The sequence below is a fragment of the Arcanobacterium pinnipediorum genome (assembly GCF_023973165.1).
GTDB classification, from domain to species: Bacteria; Actinomycetota; Actinomycetes; order Actinomycetales; family Actinomycetaceae; genus Arcanobacterium; species Arcanobacterium pinnipediorum.
In genome coordinates this window covers 391,414-408,052 of sequence record NZ_CP099547.1, presented here as the reverse complement: position 1 = coordinate 408,052, position 16,639 = coordinate 391,414, and the positions used below count along the sequence as shown (strand labels likewise).

Here is a 16,639-nt window from a genome sequence, read left to right as displayed (position 1 = left end):
ATCATCGAACACCAACCCCACCGGTTTTTGATACAGTCATCTTAGCGACCACAGGAGGGCAGCGATGCTCATTTTCCCACTCCATACTGGCGATCCCGTTATTGATGCCTACAGGTTAGGCGTGTCCACTTCTGGCTCTGTGATCACCCAGATAACCTTCACCGATCAAGAACAACGCCCGGCAATCCAAACAGATGATCCACTTGTAGCCCAGATCGACCAGGCGTTATCTGCATGGTATGACGGCGAGGTAAGCAAGCTGCGCGCTCTCCCACTCGTTGCGCCAGCCACACCGTGGGCCGCTTCGATTCGCACAGTGCTCCATGCCCTACCGCTTGGAAAAACTCTGAGCTATGCACAACTTGCGCAACGAGCCAACAACGCCCGCGCTGTTCGTGCCGCAGCCAGCGCCTGTGCCCGCAACCCGTTTCCTCTCGTCATCCCCTGCCATGCCGTCATTCCACAACCAACACAAGACAACCTAGAAAACGATCGGACTCTGGTAATAAATCCGCATTTTCCCACCGCAAACTACGCTTTCGGCTCTGATCTTAAACGCGCACTACTAAAATTTGAATACGAACATTCACACCAATTACGCTAAGAATTTTTGAGACGTAGATAACTAGATTAGACTAGAGGTGTGACTACTTCGCAACGTAAAACCAGTTCTGCCCCCAAGGGCTCGGCTCGAGCCTCATCCAGCCCGCAAAAACAACAGATCCAGGCGGTGAGTCGGATCCCGATCGTTGAGGTCTCGCCTCAACTCCTTGATGGCACCTGCCCAGTAAAAGCAACCATCAACGAGTCCTTCCCGGTGCGCGCTACGGTGTTTCGCGAAGGGCACGATAAATTTGCCGCCACTGCTGTGCTCGTTGACGACGCCGGCAATATAGTAGACCAAACCCTGATGCGCGACGTTGCCCCGGGCCTGTTCCGTTTTGAAGGCTGGCTGACACCACAACGCACCGGAGCGCATCATTTCTATATTCAAGCCTGGTCTGATCCTTACGCCACCTGGCTACACAACGCCGAAATCAAGATCCCCGCTGGAATCGATATCGATCTCGTTTTCGCCGAAGCTGAAATTATTTTCAATCAGGCAATAAAAGGCACTCCAGCGCGCTCTGCCGAACGCGCAATAATAAAAGACGCCCTCAATGTCATAACGAAGAAACGCGCTCTGCCTGAAGTTAAACTCGCTGCCGCCCGCTCAGCGCAACTCCAAGCCGCACTTGCGAAATATCCAGTCAAAGAACTCCTCTCTCACTCCGCACACTATCCAGTTTTTGTCGATCGCGAGCGCGCACTGGTAGGTTCGTGGTACGAAATCTTCCCGCGCTCAATTGGAGCGAAACAAGATCCCGAAACTGGCCAATGGATATCAGGAACACTACGCACCGCCGCTAAAGATCTTGATCGCATTGCCGGTATGGGCTTCGACGTCGTCTACCTCACCCCGATTCACCCCATCGGTAGCACAAACCGCAAGGGGCGCAACAACACATTGAACGCCCAACCTGGCGATCCTGGTTCACCGTACGCCATCGGTTCTGCCGACGGCGGCCATGACGCTATCGAGCCAGCCCTAGGCACCTTCGAGGATTTTGACGCCTTCGTTGCCCATGCACATAAGCTCGGCATGGAAGTTGCGATGGATCTAGCCTTGCAGTGCTCCCCCGATCACCCTTGGGTCACCGAACATCCGCAATGGTTTACCACCCGCGCTGATGGCACGATCGCATACGCCGAAAATCCGCCCAAGAAGTATCAAGACATTTACCCGCTGAACTTCGATAATGATCCCGAAGGTATCTATCAAGAAATCAAACGTATTCTCCAACTGTGGGTCAGCCACGGGGTAAGTATCTTCCGGGTGGATAATCCGCATACCAAGCCAGTTTCCTTCTGGCAACGACTCCTCGCCGAATTCCGTCAATTGCATCCAGAGGTGATCTTCCTTGCCGAAGCCTTCACCAATCCACCAATGATGCAAACCCTAGGAACTGTAGGTTTCCATCAGTCCTATACGTATTTCGCCTGGCGAAACGAACGCCAAGAAATTGAAGAATACCTCACGGAAGTCTCCCACGAGTCTGCCCATCGATTACGTCCAGCCTTCTGGCCCACCACCCACGATATTCTCACCCCATACATGCAACGCGGCGGTATCCCAGCTTTCGCTATTCGAGCGATCCTAGCTGCGACCGGCTCACCAACATGGGGTATCTATAACGGCTATGAGCTTGTAGAAAATATTGCGCGCCCTGGAGCCGAAGAACAAGTCGATAATGAAAAGTATGAGTATAAGCCACGCGATTATGCGGTAGCTGAGCACAATGGCATGGCAGTATTACTCACAATGCTCAACGATATTCGTGCCAAGCATCCTGCTTTGCGCCGGCTACGAAATGTCACTATCAACCCCACATCGGATGAAAAGATTGTGTCATTTACCAAAATTGCCCGCCCCGAAGAAGCCCCTGATGGGCACGGCGATGCCGTCATCGTCGTCCTCAATCTCGATCCGTATGCCTCACGTGAAGCTAGTGTCTATCTCGATCTGAGCCCATTTGGAATCTCGCCGCGATGGGATAACGGCCCGCTCTTGGAAGTAACTGACGAAATGAACGGCCAAACATATTTATGGAACGAAGCGCCCTACGTTCGCCTAGATCCGCACGGCCAAGTCGCCCATATTCTATCTGTAAAGGTCCTCCCTTGATAAAAACTAAGCTACAACTACCAGCACTCGAGCGTCCCGGGATCACCCCCGATCCTAACTGGTATCGCACCGCGGTCTTTTACGAAGTGCTCCTGCGTGCCTTCGGCGATACTCAAGGCACTGGCACAGGTGATTTTCGTGGCCTCATCGACCATCTGGACTACCTCCAATGGCTGGGAGTAGACGCGCTGTGGATCCCTCCGTTCTATCCCTCTCCGATGCGCGATGGTGGCTACGATATTTCGAACTATACGGCGATTAAATCCGAATACGGTTCAATGGAAGATTTTTCCGAACTCGTTACCCAAGCACATCAACGTGGCATCCGCATCGTCATCGACATCGTCGCCAACCACACCTCCGATCAGCACCCGTGGTTCCAAAGCTCACGCGCTAACCCCGATGGCCCCTACGGTGATTTCTATGTCTGGCGTGACACCGACGAAGAATACGCTGACGCGCGAATCATTTTCATCGATACTGAAGCCTCCAACTGGACCTTCGATCCGGTACGCCGACAATACTTCTGGCATCGCTTCTTCTCCCACCAGCCCGATCTCAACTTCGAAAACCCTGCCGTACAAGAAGCCATTATCGACGTCGTAAAATTCTGGTGCGAAATCGGCGTGGACGGCTTCCGCCTCGATGCTATCCCTTATCTTTTCGAAGAAGAAGGCACCAACTGCGAAAATCTGCCTCGAACGCACGAGTTTATTGCGCGACTACGCCGAGAAATCGACGAATCCTATCCCGGGCGAATCTTTATCGCCGAAGCCAACCAGTGGCCTGAAGACGTCGTCGAATACTATGGCACCGATGAGAATCCGGAATGCCACATGTGCTTCCACTTCCCCGTCATGCCACGCATCTACTATGCGTTACGCGACCAACGCGCCACTGCGATCCAAGAAATCCTCAAAGCTACCCCCGATATTCCAGCCGGCGGTCAATGGGGAACGTTCTTGCGCAACCACGATGAGCTCACTCTCGAAATGGTCTCCACCGAAGAACGCGCCAAAATGTATGGTTGGTATGCTGAAGATCCTCGCATGCGCGCCAACGTAGGTATTCGACGCCGGCTCGCGCCACTATTAGGCAATTCTCGTGCGGAAATTGAACTAGCCAATGCGTTACTCTTATCCCTACCCGGCTCACCGTGCCTGTATTACGGCGACGAGATCGGCATGGGCGATAATATCTGGCTTGAAGATCGCGATTCGGTGCGTACCCCCATGCAATGGAGCCCAGATCGAAACGCTGGCTTCTCCGATGCCGATCCAGGCAAACTCTACCTACCCCTTGTTCAATCCTTGGTCTACCACTATCAAGGAACGAACGTGGAATCCCAGCTAGCTCAATCTTCATCGCTCCTGCATTGGATGCGAGGCATTTTGCAGATCCGCGCCGAGTATCCAGTTTTAGGAAATGGTCGCTTTGAGTTGCGCGAAACTGACCACGAGTCTGTGCTTGCCTACACCCGCGTCAATTCCGATCAGGCGTTACTGTGCGTGATGAATATGGCTAATACCCCTCGCGCCGGACGCATCACGTTAGAAGAATTTGCGGGATACGAGGTTCGAGACGTATTTGGCGGAGCGCAATTCCCCCGTATCGGCCACGATGGAACCTACCAGTTGACGCTCGGTTCGCGAGATTTCTTCTGGTTGGAGTTAACGAGGAATCATGATCAGGATTAAATTCGACGACGTCGTCGCACTACTTAAACCATGGATAGCCGCAGCTCGATGGTATCGCGGATCAGAGCTCACGGATCTGCAATGCGTAGCTAGCTGCGCCCTCCCCACCCGCGCTCAAGATACGATCACGGTTATTCATCTCTTAGATTGCGATGGCACACTTTTTTGCGTGCCGTTGACCTACAGCTTGACCCGCCACGACAATTCCGGACTGATTGGTGAAGCTGAAGGATTCGATGAATCTGGGCACGGCAGCACGTTGACTATCTACGATGCCACTGATCATTACCAAGGCCAAGACGATCTCTACCAGCTATTAACTGCCTCCTTTGCTTCACTATACGATCCACCCATCTGGATCGATAACGCGGGAGCAGAACTCGATATTCACCTAAATCCAGCCCGCAATATCGCCGAACTTCCGCAGCCAACCCACGCACACAAACTCACCTCAGAACAATCCAACACGTCAATCATTTACCGATTCGACCCCGCCAGTCCGTCCCAGCCAGTTGGACTGATTTGTAAACTACTGCGCGTAGTTACCCCAGGGCATAATCCCGACGTCGAACTACAAGGGGCGTTGGACCAAGCAGGCTCAGTTCACGTTGCTAACCAATATGGTTCGATTGCCGCCTCCTGGCCGGGTGTGGACCATGCCGATATTTTTCTATCCCAAGAGTTCCTCGCCGGATCGGTTGACGCATGGCAAGTTTTCGTAACCGAACTATCTGCCACCGGCCCGATCATGACGGCAACCCAACGCGAACGTATCGGCGCATTGGGCCACATGACACGTGAAATCCACACCCAACTGCGTGCCAGTTTTCAAACGACGCAAGCTGATCAAATCGCCGTCGTCAATACGTTAATGGAACGTGCCCAAGCTGCATTTGCGCAAGTTCCCCAACTAGAAACCTTCCAGATCCAGATTCGGCAAATCTATGATGCCACTACCGCACTACCATGGCCAGAACTACAACGCATCCACGGCGACTATCACCTGGGACAAGTCTTAGACGTGCCGGCACGCGGTTGGGTCGCATTAGATTTCGAAGGCGAACCGCTCCGTCCCCTAGCCCAACGCACCCAACCCGATTTAGCCTTACGCGATGTTGCCGGAATGATCCGCTCCTTTGATTACGCCGCTGGTGTTGCGCATAAAGACGGAGCCGATGGTACAAAATGTGCTCAGTGGGCTCGCCAGGCTCAAGAAGCATTCTTAGACGGATACGGCTTACTTTCACCTGCAGAACATCAAATACTCCAGGCGCTCATTATTGATAAGGCGCTCTACGAAGTCTGCTATGAAGCAGTATCGCGACCAGATTGGATAGATATTCCGCTGGCAGGTATCGCAAAAGCACTCTCACAAAACTAAATCGCATTATTAGATGTACATCACACAAAAACATGGGAAAATAAACGTATGAACGCACAGCTTGAACCAATATCGGTCAGTAATGAACTACTCGATGCCATCTCCAACGGTTACTATCATGCCCCGCATGATATTCTCGGCCCACACTCGGACGGAGAAAACGTTACGATTCGTGTGATTCGTCAGCTCGCTGACGACGTCGTCATCCTCACCCGAGGAGCCGAATACCGCGCAACCCACGAACACAATGGCGTGTGGGTTGCGGTCTTGCCGGGTAAAGAAATTCGAGACTACCGTATTCGGGCACGCTACGGCGATTTTGATTCTCTAGGTGATGATGGCTACCGGTTCCTACCCACCGTAGGCGAAATGGACACCTATCTGTTTAATGAAGGACGCCATGAACGGCTCTGGGATGTCCTAGGCGCTCATCTAACTAGCTACGAAACCGAGATGGGGAAAGTCTCTGGAACTGCCTTTGCCGTGTGGGCACCCAATGCTCTTGCGGTACGCGTTGTTGGCGATTTCAACGGATGGAACGGTGCCGTATCTGCCATGCGTAGCATGGGCACGTCGGGGGTATGGGAACTTTTCGTTCCAGGTGCCCATGAAGATGCCCGCTACAAGTTCGAAATTCAATTCCCTGACGGCTCCTGGCACCAAAAAGCAGATCCGTTTGCACGCCGTACTGAGGTTCCACCATCAACAGCTTCGATTATCACCGCTGATCATTTCACGTGGAGCGACCAAGCCTGGTTAGACCAACGCAGCGCACGCGATCCACACTCTGGCCCTATTTCCATCTACGAAGTCCACCTCGGCTCGTGGCGCATGGGGCTCGATTTCAAAGAGCTCGCCGAACAACTCATCGGCCACGTAAAGTATTTAGGCTTCACTCACGTCGAATTCATGCCGCTTGCCGAACACCCCTTCGGCCCCTCATGGGGATACCAAGTCACCGGCTATTATTCTCCCACAGCTCGATTCGGCACCCCAGATGAACTTCGGTATCTCATCAATGAACTGCACAAGGCCGGAATCGGCGTCATTATGGATTGGGTACCAGCCCACTTCCCGAAAGATGATTGGGCACTAGCACGGTTTGACGGCACCCCACTATTTGAAGATCCTAACCCGATGCGTGGCGAACACCCAGATTGGGGTACCTACGTATTTAACTTCGGCCGCAATGAAGTAAAAAACTTCCTCGTTGCTAACGCGCTGTACTGGTTAGAAGAATTCCATATTGACGGTATTCGCGTCGATGCAGTAGCTTCGATGCTCTACCTTGATTATTCACGCGAAGCCGGACAATGGGAGCCCAACCAGTATGGTGGGCGCGAAAATCTCGAAGCCATCTCCTTCATCCAAGAAACAAACGCCACCGCATATCGAAACCATCCCGGCATTATGATGATCGCCGAAGAATCAACCTCGTGGGAAGGCGTAACTCGCATGACCTCCGAAGGTGGGTTAGGGTATGGGCTGAAATGGAATATGGGGTGGATGAATGACACCCTGCGCTATATGCAAGAAGAACCGATCAACCGGCGCTGGCATCACGGAGAAATCACCTTCTCCCTCGTCTACGCTTTTTCTGAGCAGTTTGCGCTCCCCATCTCCCACGATGAGGTCGTTCACGGTAAAGGTTCCCTGTATGAAAAGATGCCTGGCGATCCTTGGCAAAAACTCGCCGGGCTACGGTTACTCTTCGGTTACCAGTGGGCTCATCCCGGCAAGCAGTTGCTCTTTATGGGCCAAGAGTTTGCCCAGATCTCAGAATGGAACGAAGGCAAAGGTCTTGACTGGTGGCTTATCGATAACCCAAGCCACGATGGAATTATGACCTGCCTAGCTCGGCTCAACACCGTCTATAAAGAACACAGCGCACTGTGGTCAGACGATTTCACCCAACGCGGGTTTGAATGGATCGATGGTTCAGACGGCGATAACAACGTCTTGACCTTCATCCGAAAGTCCTCAATCGACGATGATATCGTCGTCGTCGCCTTGAACTTCGCCGGCACCCCGCACCTGGACTACCGGATCGGGCTCCCCCTCGAAGGCGAATGGGAAGAAATTGTCAATACTGATGCACTTGAGTACGGCGGATCTGGTGTTGGCAATATGGGATCGGTACGCACCGAAGACGTGCCGTGGAATGGTCGAGCCCAATCGGCACTCGTGCAACTACCACCACTGGGCGCGGTTTACCTCACACCGAAGAAGTGAGATAGCCTCTCTGCGCGGGTGAGCAGATTCTTTCATCACCCCCTAGCAAACAACGTAATGGCGCGATGAGCACAATGCTCATCGCGCCATTACCTCTGCATATTCTAGCCCTTGACTGCGCCGCCAGTCAGACCAGAAACAATGTATTTCTGTAAGAACAAGAAGAGCAACAATATTGGAACAGCGGCAATAATCGAACCAGCCGCAAACCAATCCCAGTTCTTCTCATTTCCACCAACCCACAAGTTCATTCCTACTGCGAGCGTCCAATTTTCCTGGGAGGTAAGAATTGTACGCGCCAAGATGAAGTCGTTGAACGCAGCAATGAAGCTCAACAATCCCACCACAGCAAGTATCGGGATAACCAACGGCATGATGATTGTCCAATAAACTTGCGAATGCGTTGCACCATCGATCTTGGCCGCCTCATCAAGCTCCATCGGAATCGAATTGAAGAAACCATACATAAGGAAAGTGTTCGCACCCAACGCGCCACCGAGATATACACAGATCAACGCTAGTTTCGAATCAATACCTAATACTGGGAAAACTTCACCCAACGTGGTAAGCAACAAGAAGATTGCCACGAAGGTAAGCAACTGTGGGAACATCTGTATCACCATCAGTGACATCAGTGTTACTTTGCGCCCCGAGAAGCGGAACCGGGAAAATGCGTATGCGGCTGCCGCACCCATGAGCACTGTGCCGATCGCCGTCGTTACACCAATGAACAACGTGTTAGAAAACCAGGTCCAAAAAATCGTATCCGATAGTTCGGCAAAGTTTTCTCCCGAAACAACCGAGAACATCTCATTAGCACCCGTGAGCGTGGTCTTGATATTCGGATTGAGTGCTGCTGAAACGATATACAAAATCGGGAATGCCGCATAAGCAACCGCAATAACAGCAATCACATGCCGGAAACCGGTCTCCCGTACCCACTTACCAAAAGGAACCTTATTAGCAGTTACTGCAGGACTAATAACAGTGTTTTCCATGATCACATCACCTCCAGCGACTTAGATTTCTTAAAGGAGTAGAGGGAAACCGAGCCAACGATCAAGAAGATCACTAAGGACATAGCGGCAGCTAACCCATAGTTTGGTGCGGCTTCTCCGGTTAGGCCCGCAATCTTGTACACCATCGAGATGAGGATATCGGTATGCCCAACAGGTACCGAAGCATCACTCATTCGTGGACCACCGCCATTAAGCATGAAAATCAGATTGAAGTTGTTGAAATTAAATGCAAATGATGCGATCAACAACGGAGTTAAGGAAATCATGAGCTGTGGCAACGTCACATTTCGCCATGCTTGGAATGGTGAAGCTCCGTCGATTTTAGCCGCCTCGGTTAACTCGCCGGGAATAGCTTGGAGGGCGCCAGTTACGATCAGGAACATGTACGGAAAGCCCATCCACAAATTGACTAAGATGATAGAAACCTTTGCCATCGTCGGGTCGGTTAGCCATGGTACTTCTACTCCTAATACTTGATTAAAGAAGCCATAGCTGCGATTCATTAAACCAGCAAATAGGAACGCCGTCATAAATGTAGGGAAAGCATAAGGCAACAACAATAGCGTTCGATAAAGTTTTCGTCCCTTAAGCCGCTCATCGTTGAGCACAATCGCCAAAACCATTCCTAAGAGGAAGGTGGTGATAACAGACATGAGTGCAAAAATAACATTCCATATCAAAACTTGTAGGAATGGTTGGGCATATCGCGAATCACCAAAGCCCTTTGCAAAATTAGCGAACCCAACAATAACGCGCCAGCCAACGTTAATCGTTGAGCCGTCGTCGGCCTCAAAAAAGCCCGTATTGTCGTTTGCATGATAGACCGTGCCGGTAGAAATATCAGTCATCGTATCGGTCTGAGCATCATATTTCACGGTGGAAATAAACTGATAGCCAACTGTTCCCGTCTGGGTACCGATAGCTCCTTCGTCGGGGTCATCACTGAGGGCTACACGTAGCTGGGTTACCTCGTTTTGGCGCTTGCCGAGCTCAGATAACGCAACGATACGATAGCCTTCGACTTCGGTGATTTTCGATCCCGTGAACGTTCCATCAACTTCGGTTAATTGCTGTGTGGCGGTTCCTGCCTTTATAACCTTCTCATCTGGATCGATCACGGCGAAACCTAGTTCACCGTTTTGTTCGACGACGACGAGCGGGTACTGCGGTGAGTCTGGCACACGCTGGGAGGAGTTCTGCAACAGAATTGACTCGATTGCTGACTGCTTGTCAAGGGTGTGTTGATGACCGTAGTTGGTAAATGCGATATATGCGGTGTAGAGGATCACGAAGGCCTGGAATATCAGCAAAAACACTAAACCTGGTGCGAGATATTTCAACGCTAAGGTCTTGCGAGAAAAATACACCCAATCTAGTGCCACTAAGAGGACAATCATGAGGGCTGCCAGGGCGGTTGAGCCTACCCCGAAGGCAGTGAAAACAATATAGATTCCTAGAGCGTTGACGATCGCCATCAAAACCAGTTTGACGACAAAGCCTTTCCCCCACGTGGTGGCAGCTGAGTCTCGGCGTGATAATTTGGCTCGTCGCGCCTTTCGGTTAAGCGATGCCTGACTAGGCTTAATCATCTGCGACATTTCTATCTCCTGATACGAGAGACGACCCCGCCCCTAAAGGTGACGAGGCCGTCTCTGCTACATGACATTACTTCGCAGCAATTTCATTTTCGATATCGGTGATCATCTTCTGCCAGGTTGCTACTGGATCTGCGCCGCCGATAATCTGAGCTTCGGTTGCTCCCCAGAAGCTCCATACTGAGCCCATCTGTGGAAGTGATGGCATTGGGAGTCCTGCTTGGCCCGCTCGAGCAAAACCAGCGGCCACTGGATCAGATTCGATCTTTGTGGCTGAGGCTTTCAGCGCCGGTGTGCGCTGGCCGGCTTCGTAGAGGGCATCTTGGACTTCTTCAGAACCAACATAGTTGACTAGGAAGTCAGTTGCGAGAAGTTGGTTTTCTGACTTTGCAGAGATGAAACCACCCTGGACGCCAACGAAAGGTGCTGCTGGCATGTCACCGGCAGCTGGGATCGGATCAACGGAGATGTTCATGCCTTTGAAATCACCGAGCATCCATGGGCCACCAAGAATAAACGGTACTTCGCCCTTCTTAAATGCTTCGACGACGATATCGTAGGTCCATGCGGCAGAAAGCTCGCCGGCAGCAGCTTTTGCTCCTAGCCACTGTGCGAATGCTTCACCCTTTTCGCCACCGAGGTTGAGCTCTGGGGTGTAGTTTCCATCAGCGTCGGTTTTGAAAACTGGGCCCGAGAACGAGGATTCGAAGGGATACATGTGGAACGGATCGCCCTTTTCATCAACCTGGACCATGAACGGAGTTGGAGCACCGGTTGCCTTGCCAGCAGCGATCATTTCATCAAACGTTGCCGGAGTTGGATCCTTAGCCAAGTCAGCATTACGGATGATCGCAATATTCTCTACTGCATAGGGAACGCCATAAGTTTGTCCATCATAGGAAAATGCTTTCAACGCAATATCGGAAAATTCGCTAGCCTTATCGCCAAGCTCGATGGGGGCAACAATACCGTTAGTGACGAATTCGCCTAACCAATCATGAGCGCCGAAGGTAATATCTGGACCTTTACCGGTGGGAACTTGAGCTGCAAATTCGGAACGAATCTGGTCATTTTCTTTGACAACCAGTTCGACCTTGTTTCCAGTTTCTTCTTCATATTTTTGTGCCGCGATCTCAAACGCTGGCTTACGATTGTCATCCACCCACACCGTTAACGCGGCGTCTGTTGATGGGCTTTCGGACGCGGTTGAATTATCTGACGCTTTTCCTGAATCTGACGATCCGCAACCGGTAAGTCCGGCGATCGCCATTCCGGTAATAGCTAAGAGTGCAATGCCACGACGCATTTTTTCTCCTCAAGGGTTATAACTGTGCAGTTTGGTGAACATAGGCAACGAGCACGTAGTGAGTTAAGAGCAACGCTGCTCATGTGTTGTGTTTTCAGTATAACGATACGACTGATTTATGCAATTCTTTTCACATATCTTGCAAGAAATCGGCCCACACAAGGTTCTTCGCCGTATCTCTTCTGCGTCCAAGCTAACCCCAATTTACGTGATATACTCTTGAAAAATAGACAACTGCGCTGCACTACAGGGTATCGTTAGCTGTGGAATCCCCAGAAATTTTTGCAAAATTTCTTTGTTAAAATGGAACGAGCGAAGGAGCTCCCATGACCAAGCGAATCCGGTTAGCGGACCTGGCTACACATGCCGGGGTATCAACAGCTACTGTTTCGCGCGTCTTAAACGGCAAACATTCTGTTGCCCCAGATACGCGCCAAGCAGTTCTAGCGGCTCTGGACTTACTTGGTTATGAACGCCCTGAGCAACTGCGCGAACGCAGTGGTGGGCTCATTGGCCTGATACTTCCCGAATTGACCAATCCAATCTTTCCACAGTTTGCTCAGTATCTTGAAGGTGCCATGACGATGCATGGCTACACCCCGCTACTAGGAACACAGATCGCTGGTGGGGCTACTGAGGATTCCTATGTAGAGGCCATGGTAGAACATCGCGTTGATGGTCTGATTTTCGTCTCGGGCCTGCACGCCGATGCGACCGCTAGCTTAGAACGATACCATCGCATCACTGCATTGGGGATACCGTTTGTCACCATGAATGGTTTCAATTCCGGACTGTCAATACCTGATTTCTCAACCGACGACGCCTCAGCAATTCGCCAATCAGTGCGCCACTTGGTGGGGCTGGGCCATAAAAAGATCGGACTAGCTACCGGCCCGATTCGTTTTGGTCCCGCACGAGTAAAAACCGAAACATTCATTGAAACAATGGCACGAATGCTTCCGCGCGAGCACGCCCACCGCTCACACACTCTCTTCACGGTTGAAGGAGGCGTCTCAGCATGCACTGACCTCATAGCTCAAGGCTGCACGGCTATTATTTTTGCTTCAGACGTGATGGCATACGGCGCTATTCGCTATTGCCAATCATCTGGCTTACGCATTCCCGAAGATCTATCAATCGTTGGCTATGATGATTCCCCGCTCAACGCCTTTACGAATCCGCCACTAACCACACTTCACCAACCGGTAAAAACAATGTGCGAAACCGCTGTCACTACTCTGATCGGGATGATCAATGGTACTCAATCATCAATTGGAGCTATGAAATTTGAGCCAGAACTCATTGTACGAGAATCAACTACGCCGCCACGTAAATGATTGACGCCAGCATCTTAAGCTGTTGCGAGCTAGCCTCAAACAGCTTAGGGCACCTCTAAAACAGCACGCTCGTCAATGTTTTACGGGCTTGGGCCACTATGGGTGAATGTTGGCCCACAATATCAAATAATGCCAATAAGCGGGTACGAGCCCGTTCGCGATCTTGCCCTGAGGTTGCTCGAATAACATCGATTAGCCGAGCAAAAGCCGCATCAGCATGTCCGAAAGATAACTCTAAGTCACTAGCTTGGAGATGGACATCGATATCGCTAAGCGGCGCACTGCTAGCGGCATGTATCAAGCTCTGTGCTTGGAGCGGAGAATTTTCCGGATTTATCGCTTGGACTCGTTGGAGTAGTTCAACTTGATGCAGTGCAGTTTGAGCTTCTTGGTCCCCTGGGTTTTCTTTGATCGCTGCCCGATAAGCAGCATGTGCCCCCTCAAGATCGCCTGCTTCGAGAGCTGCTAGGCCTTCCTTGTGTAACGGCGGTATTTCTGGTTCCGGGGCTACCCCGGCACTATCGCCATCCAAAACTGCACTAAGGCCATATTGGCGTCCTGCTTCAAGGAGTTTGGTGAGCGTATCTTCGATAGCTGTTTGTTCGGGAAGGCCTTGGAATAACGGCACCGGCTGACCTTGCAATAGCGCTACTACCGACGGCACTGCCTGAATACCGAATGCTCCAGCCACCCCTTGTTCAATCGAGGCGTCAACAATTGCTAGTTGGATCTGCCCGCCAAATTTTGTGATCAGTTCGCTAAGTTGTGCAACTAAGGTTTGGGAGTGTTGTGATTGCGGTGCAGTGAAAACGACGACGACGGGCAGGCTCATCGACGTCTGGAGCGTCGATTCCAGATTCGTTTCGGTAACATCTAAAATCCACGGCCCCGGGATCGTTTGCGCAGAACCATTTTCTTGACTCAACCCCTGTGGCTGAGCATTCGAGGAAGCTGGCTGGGGATCTTTCTTGAGCGTCGATAGATCAACTACTCCACCAAATCCTGGCATACTCATAGAATCATCCTGCCTTCACTACACTTAATAACGCTGGCACCGATGCGCCAATCAATTGGATCGGTTCTGAAGAATCTTTAGGTGGAATATAAAATGCCACCGACGTTGAATACTGCGCTACGACAGGGTTATCGACTTCAACCACGCCGTCTTGTTTCCCTTCTGCAAGCGCTCCAATATTCGAACCGAGCTTGAGTTTCGCGGTGTCTTTCGTGCGACTCACTGTTGTATCGTATCGAATTTCGCCGACGACGACTAAACCGCCGTCTTTAGTAGAAACTGCTCGAATATCTTTATTCGGTACGCTAAAAGTAGTTTTAGCACTCCCTAATTCCTTCAAATCTGTTGTCAATGCTTGCTCTTGTTTTTGCGTTTGTTCATAGAGTGGATCGCCTTCTTTGAAGGGGACATCACCAAGAGCACGGTTGGTGGCATACGTAGCGTATGCATCGAGAACAGTTGTTGGATCGATGCGATAATCAGCGGAATTTTCCGATAGATAGCCCTCATCGTTGTTTTGTTTATTGACAATATCAATCTTTGGCGGTGCTGGGAACATGTCCACTACTGCCCACAACGAATAGTTTTGCCGGGCAGTCGATTGCGTCCACACTGCAATCGTACCAATGCCTCGTGACGTGTCAGTTGTATCAACAGCCATCACAGTACGAGGAAATTCAGTACCCGAAGAAACGGTAACCTCTTGTGGATTAAGCAAAATAGATGTTGGAGATGTTGACTGGGTAATTTTAGCTAACTGATATTCGGCTTCACGCTGGGTGCGCAACGGCCCACTGATCCTATCCCCTAGCGCACCAACGTCACGTGTTTGGTCAGCCTGTTCCAGTGCGCTAGCAACGGCTGAAGCTATCTCGGCATACTTACCTTCTGGAAGAATGTTGGAAACACCTGCTGCTGCTTGCGGTTCTGGCACGCTGGTATCTTGCGCACAGCCGGCAAGCAACACAGTGCCAGCTACTGCCACAGCGAGAGCAAATCGAATATTACGCATCATGGTCTCCTTTTTCTTCGCGTGGACCATCCCATGAAAAGTTCCACAACGAGCGCCAGTTATTTCCCGAACCTTCGGTTTGCGCACTGGAGCTCACATTATCCTCACCGTCAGAGAGTGCTCGGTCAGTATTAGGCGATACTTCGCCGCCGTGATCCGATACCTCACCGTCATGATCCGATGCCTCACCGTCATGATCCGACACCTCACCACTACCTAGCGATACGTTGCTCGAAAGCGCATCGCGGTTTGTATCTTCCTGGTCATCATCGGAGACAGCGAAAGTATCTGTTGGTAAAACTTCGTCAACCGAAGTTGAGGATTCTTCAGCATGCTGCGATGTAGGGCTCTGATGGAGCAAAATACGATCTTCATCAGCAAGTTCGCGATTACGGAAGATATCACTACGCGTAGATGCAGGCAGAATTGAGGCGCCAAAGGCACCACCAGTATGAGTTCGTTGCGCATCGCGATCACCTTGCGAACCTGGACCGCCATCATCGACAGATTCTAAGATCGAGGTCGATGCTCCGTTGGTATTTCGTACCCGAAGTTTAACTGCTGTGTGCCGCTGCGCTCTGCCGAACTGCCGCTCTTGGTAATCGTTAAGAAGTAAGAATGAACCAATCAGGGCAAGCAAACTGCCAATGACATAGAAGACTACCGGGCTTCCAATATCACGAATCCGTGCCCACTCTAACGTAACTTCGGGAGCTTTGCCCTGTTTCGTCGTCGCTACAAGGATCAAACCTTCAACGTCTTTAGCATCGAATTGGAGAACAACCTCTCCTTGATCGCTACCTTCTTCGATCCACAAATCTGATCCCACAAGACTAAATGTTTGAGACCCAACTCCATTGGTAATTTCTTGCAAACCTTCAGGTGTACCTTCGTGGGCTAACGTTTTCAATTCTTCCCATGATTCCAAGCCCGCAATGCTTTGGGCTGGAGCCTGCCCGATGAAAGCTAGAGCATCATTTGGGTGTGCAAGTGACCATTGGATATCATCGTGCGCTGCACTTAAAGTAACTTTGACATGATCATCAACAAGAGTTAAAACTCCCGGTTCAGTGTAGACGAATACCTCAGATTGCGCTGTTGGTGTTGAAAGCTTGAGGTTAGTTTTGGCTCCCTGCGAGGTAAATACGGCGAATGTTGCCACTATGAGCGCAACTCCAACAACAAGGGAAATACTTCCCAGAATCCGTTTCATACTTCCACTTCCGTCAACCACCAATTACATGTAACGATTTAATAACAATACCTTATTTTCCAACTCCCCTCACTATGATGTGAGTAAATCGACCCCGGACAGGTAGA

The 16,639-nt window shown here is 51.0% G+C and carries 12 protein-coding genes; 6 read left to right on the top strand and 6 right to left on the bottom strand.

Going from position 1 to position 16,639, the window contains the following annotated elements; translation table 11 throughout:
• Nucleotides 1-64 precede the first annotated feature (64 nt).
• From NG665_RS01740 to glgB, 5 genes are read left to right on the top strand one after another with little or no spacing between them, the layout of a single operon-like run.
• On the top strand, nucleotides 65-604 hold the full coding sequence (locus tag NG665_RS01740) for a methylated-DNA--[protein]-cysteine S-methyltransferase (protein ID WP_252673604.1): 540 nt from the start codon (nucleotides 65-67) through the stop codon (nucleotides 602-604).
• Nucleotides 605-643: 39 nt separating this feature from the next.
• A complete protein-coding gene (locus NG665_RS01735) occupies nucleotides 644-2,725 on the top strand; it encodes an alpha-1,4-glucan--maltose-1-phosphate maltosyltransferase (protein WP_252673603.1) in 2,082 nt (693 codons plus the stop codon).
• A complete protein-coding gene (treS, locus tag NG665_RS01730) occupies nucleotides 2,647-4,422 on the top strand; it encodes a maltose alpha-D-glucosyltransferase (protein WP_435366682.1) in 1,776 nt (591 codons plus the stop codon). The genes NG665_RS01735 and treS overlap by 79 nt, the downstream gene beginning before the upstream one ends.
• Nucleotides 4,409-5,803 (top strand): maltokinase N-terminal cap-like domain-containing protein, encoded by a 1,395-nt coding sequence (locus NG665_RS01725; protein WP_252673601.1) that lies wholly within the window; start codon nucleotides 4,409-4,411, stop codon nucleotides 5,801-5,803. The genes treS and NG665_RS01725 overlap by 14 nt, the downstream gene beginning before the upstream one ends.
• A gap of 48 nt (nucleotides 5,804-5,851) precedes the next feature.
• A complete protein-coding gene (gene glgB / locus NG665_RS01720; protein ID WP_252673600.1) occupies nucleotides 5,852-8,035 on the top strand; it encodes a 1,4-alpha-glucan branching protein GlgB in 2,184 nt (727 codons plus the stop codon).
• 104 nt (nucleotides 8,036-8,139) lie between these two features.
• Here the strand turns inward: glgB and NG665_RS01715 are convergent, their stop codons facing one another.
• The 3 genes from NG665_RS01715 to NG665_RS01705 all read right to left on the bottom strand — a co-directional run bounded on the left by NG665_RS01715 (nucleotide 8,140) and on the right by NG665_RS01705 (nucleotide 11,955).
• On the bottom strand, nucleotides 8,140-9,033 hold the full coding sequence (locus NG665_RS01715; protein ID WP_252673599.1) for a sugar ABC transporter permease: 894 nt from the start codon (nucleotides 9,031-9,033) through the stop codon (nucleotides 8,140-8,142).
• Between the two features lie 2 nt (nucleotides 9,034-9,035).
• Nucleotides 9,036-10,652 carry an ABC transporter permease subunit gene (locus NG665_RS01710; RefSeq protein WP_252673598.1) on the bottom strand — a complete coding sequence of 539 codons (1,617 nt, stop codon included), beginning with the start codon at nucleotides 10,650-10,652 and terminating at the stop codon, nucleotides 9,036-9,038.
• 67 nt (nucleotides 10,653-10,719) lie between these two features.
• Nucleotides 10,720-11,955, bottom strand: a complete 1,236-nt coding sequence (locus NG665_RS01705) for a sugar ABC transporter substrate-binding protein (protein WP_252673597.1) — start codon at nucleotides 11,953-11,955, stop codon at nucleotides 10,720-10,722.
• A 326-nt stretch (nucleotides 11,956-12,281) separates the two neighbouring features.
• On the opposite strand from NG665_RS01705, the gene NG665_RS01700 reads away from it, so the two are divergent.
• The gene (locus NG665_RS01700) at nucleotides 12,282-13,292 is read left to right on the top strand and encodes a LacI family DNA-binding transcriptional regulator (protein WP_252673596.1); all 1,011 of its coding nucleotides are present in this window, start codon (nucleotides 12,282-12,284) and stop codon (nucleotides 13,290-13,292) included.
• 55 nt (nucleotides 13,293-13,347) lie between these two features.
• Here NG665_RS01700 and NG665_RS01695 read toward each other — a convergent pair whose 3' ends face one another.
• Genes NG665_RS01695 through NG665_RS01685 form a run of 3 tightly spaced genes read right to left on the bottom strand, consistent with a single transcriptional unit; the run spans nucleotide 13,348 to nucleotide 16,532 of the window.
• On the bottom strand, nucleotides 13,348-14,307 hold the full coding sequence (locus tag NG665_RS01695; RefSeq protein WP_252673595.1) for a tetratricopeptide repeat protein: 960 nt from the start codon (nucleotides 14,305-14,307) through the stop codon (nucleotides 13,348-13,350).
• A 4-nt stretch (nucleotides 14,308-14,311) separates the two neighbouring features.
• The gene (locus NG665_RS01690) at nucleotides 14,312-15,322 is read right to left on the bottom strand and encodes a hypothetical protein (RefSeq protein WP_252673594.1); all 1,011 of its coding nucleotides are present in this window, start codon (nucleotides 15,320-15,322) and stop codon (nucleotides 14,312-14,314) included.
• Entirely contained in the window at nucleotides 15,312-16,532 is a 1,221-nt protein-coding gene (locus tag NG665_RS01685; RefSeq protein ID WP_252673593.1) for a hypothetical protein, read from the bottom strand. The genes NG665_RS01690 and NG665_RS01685 overlap by 11 nt, the downstream gene beginning before the upstream one ends.
• Between the last annotated feature and the right edge of the window lie 107 nt (nucleotides 16,533-16,639).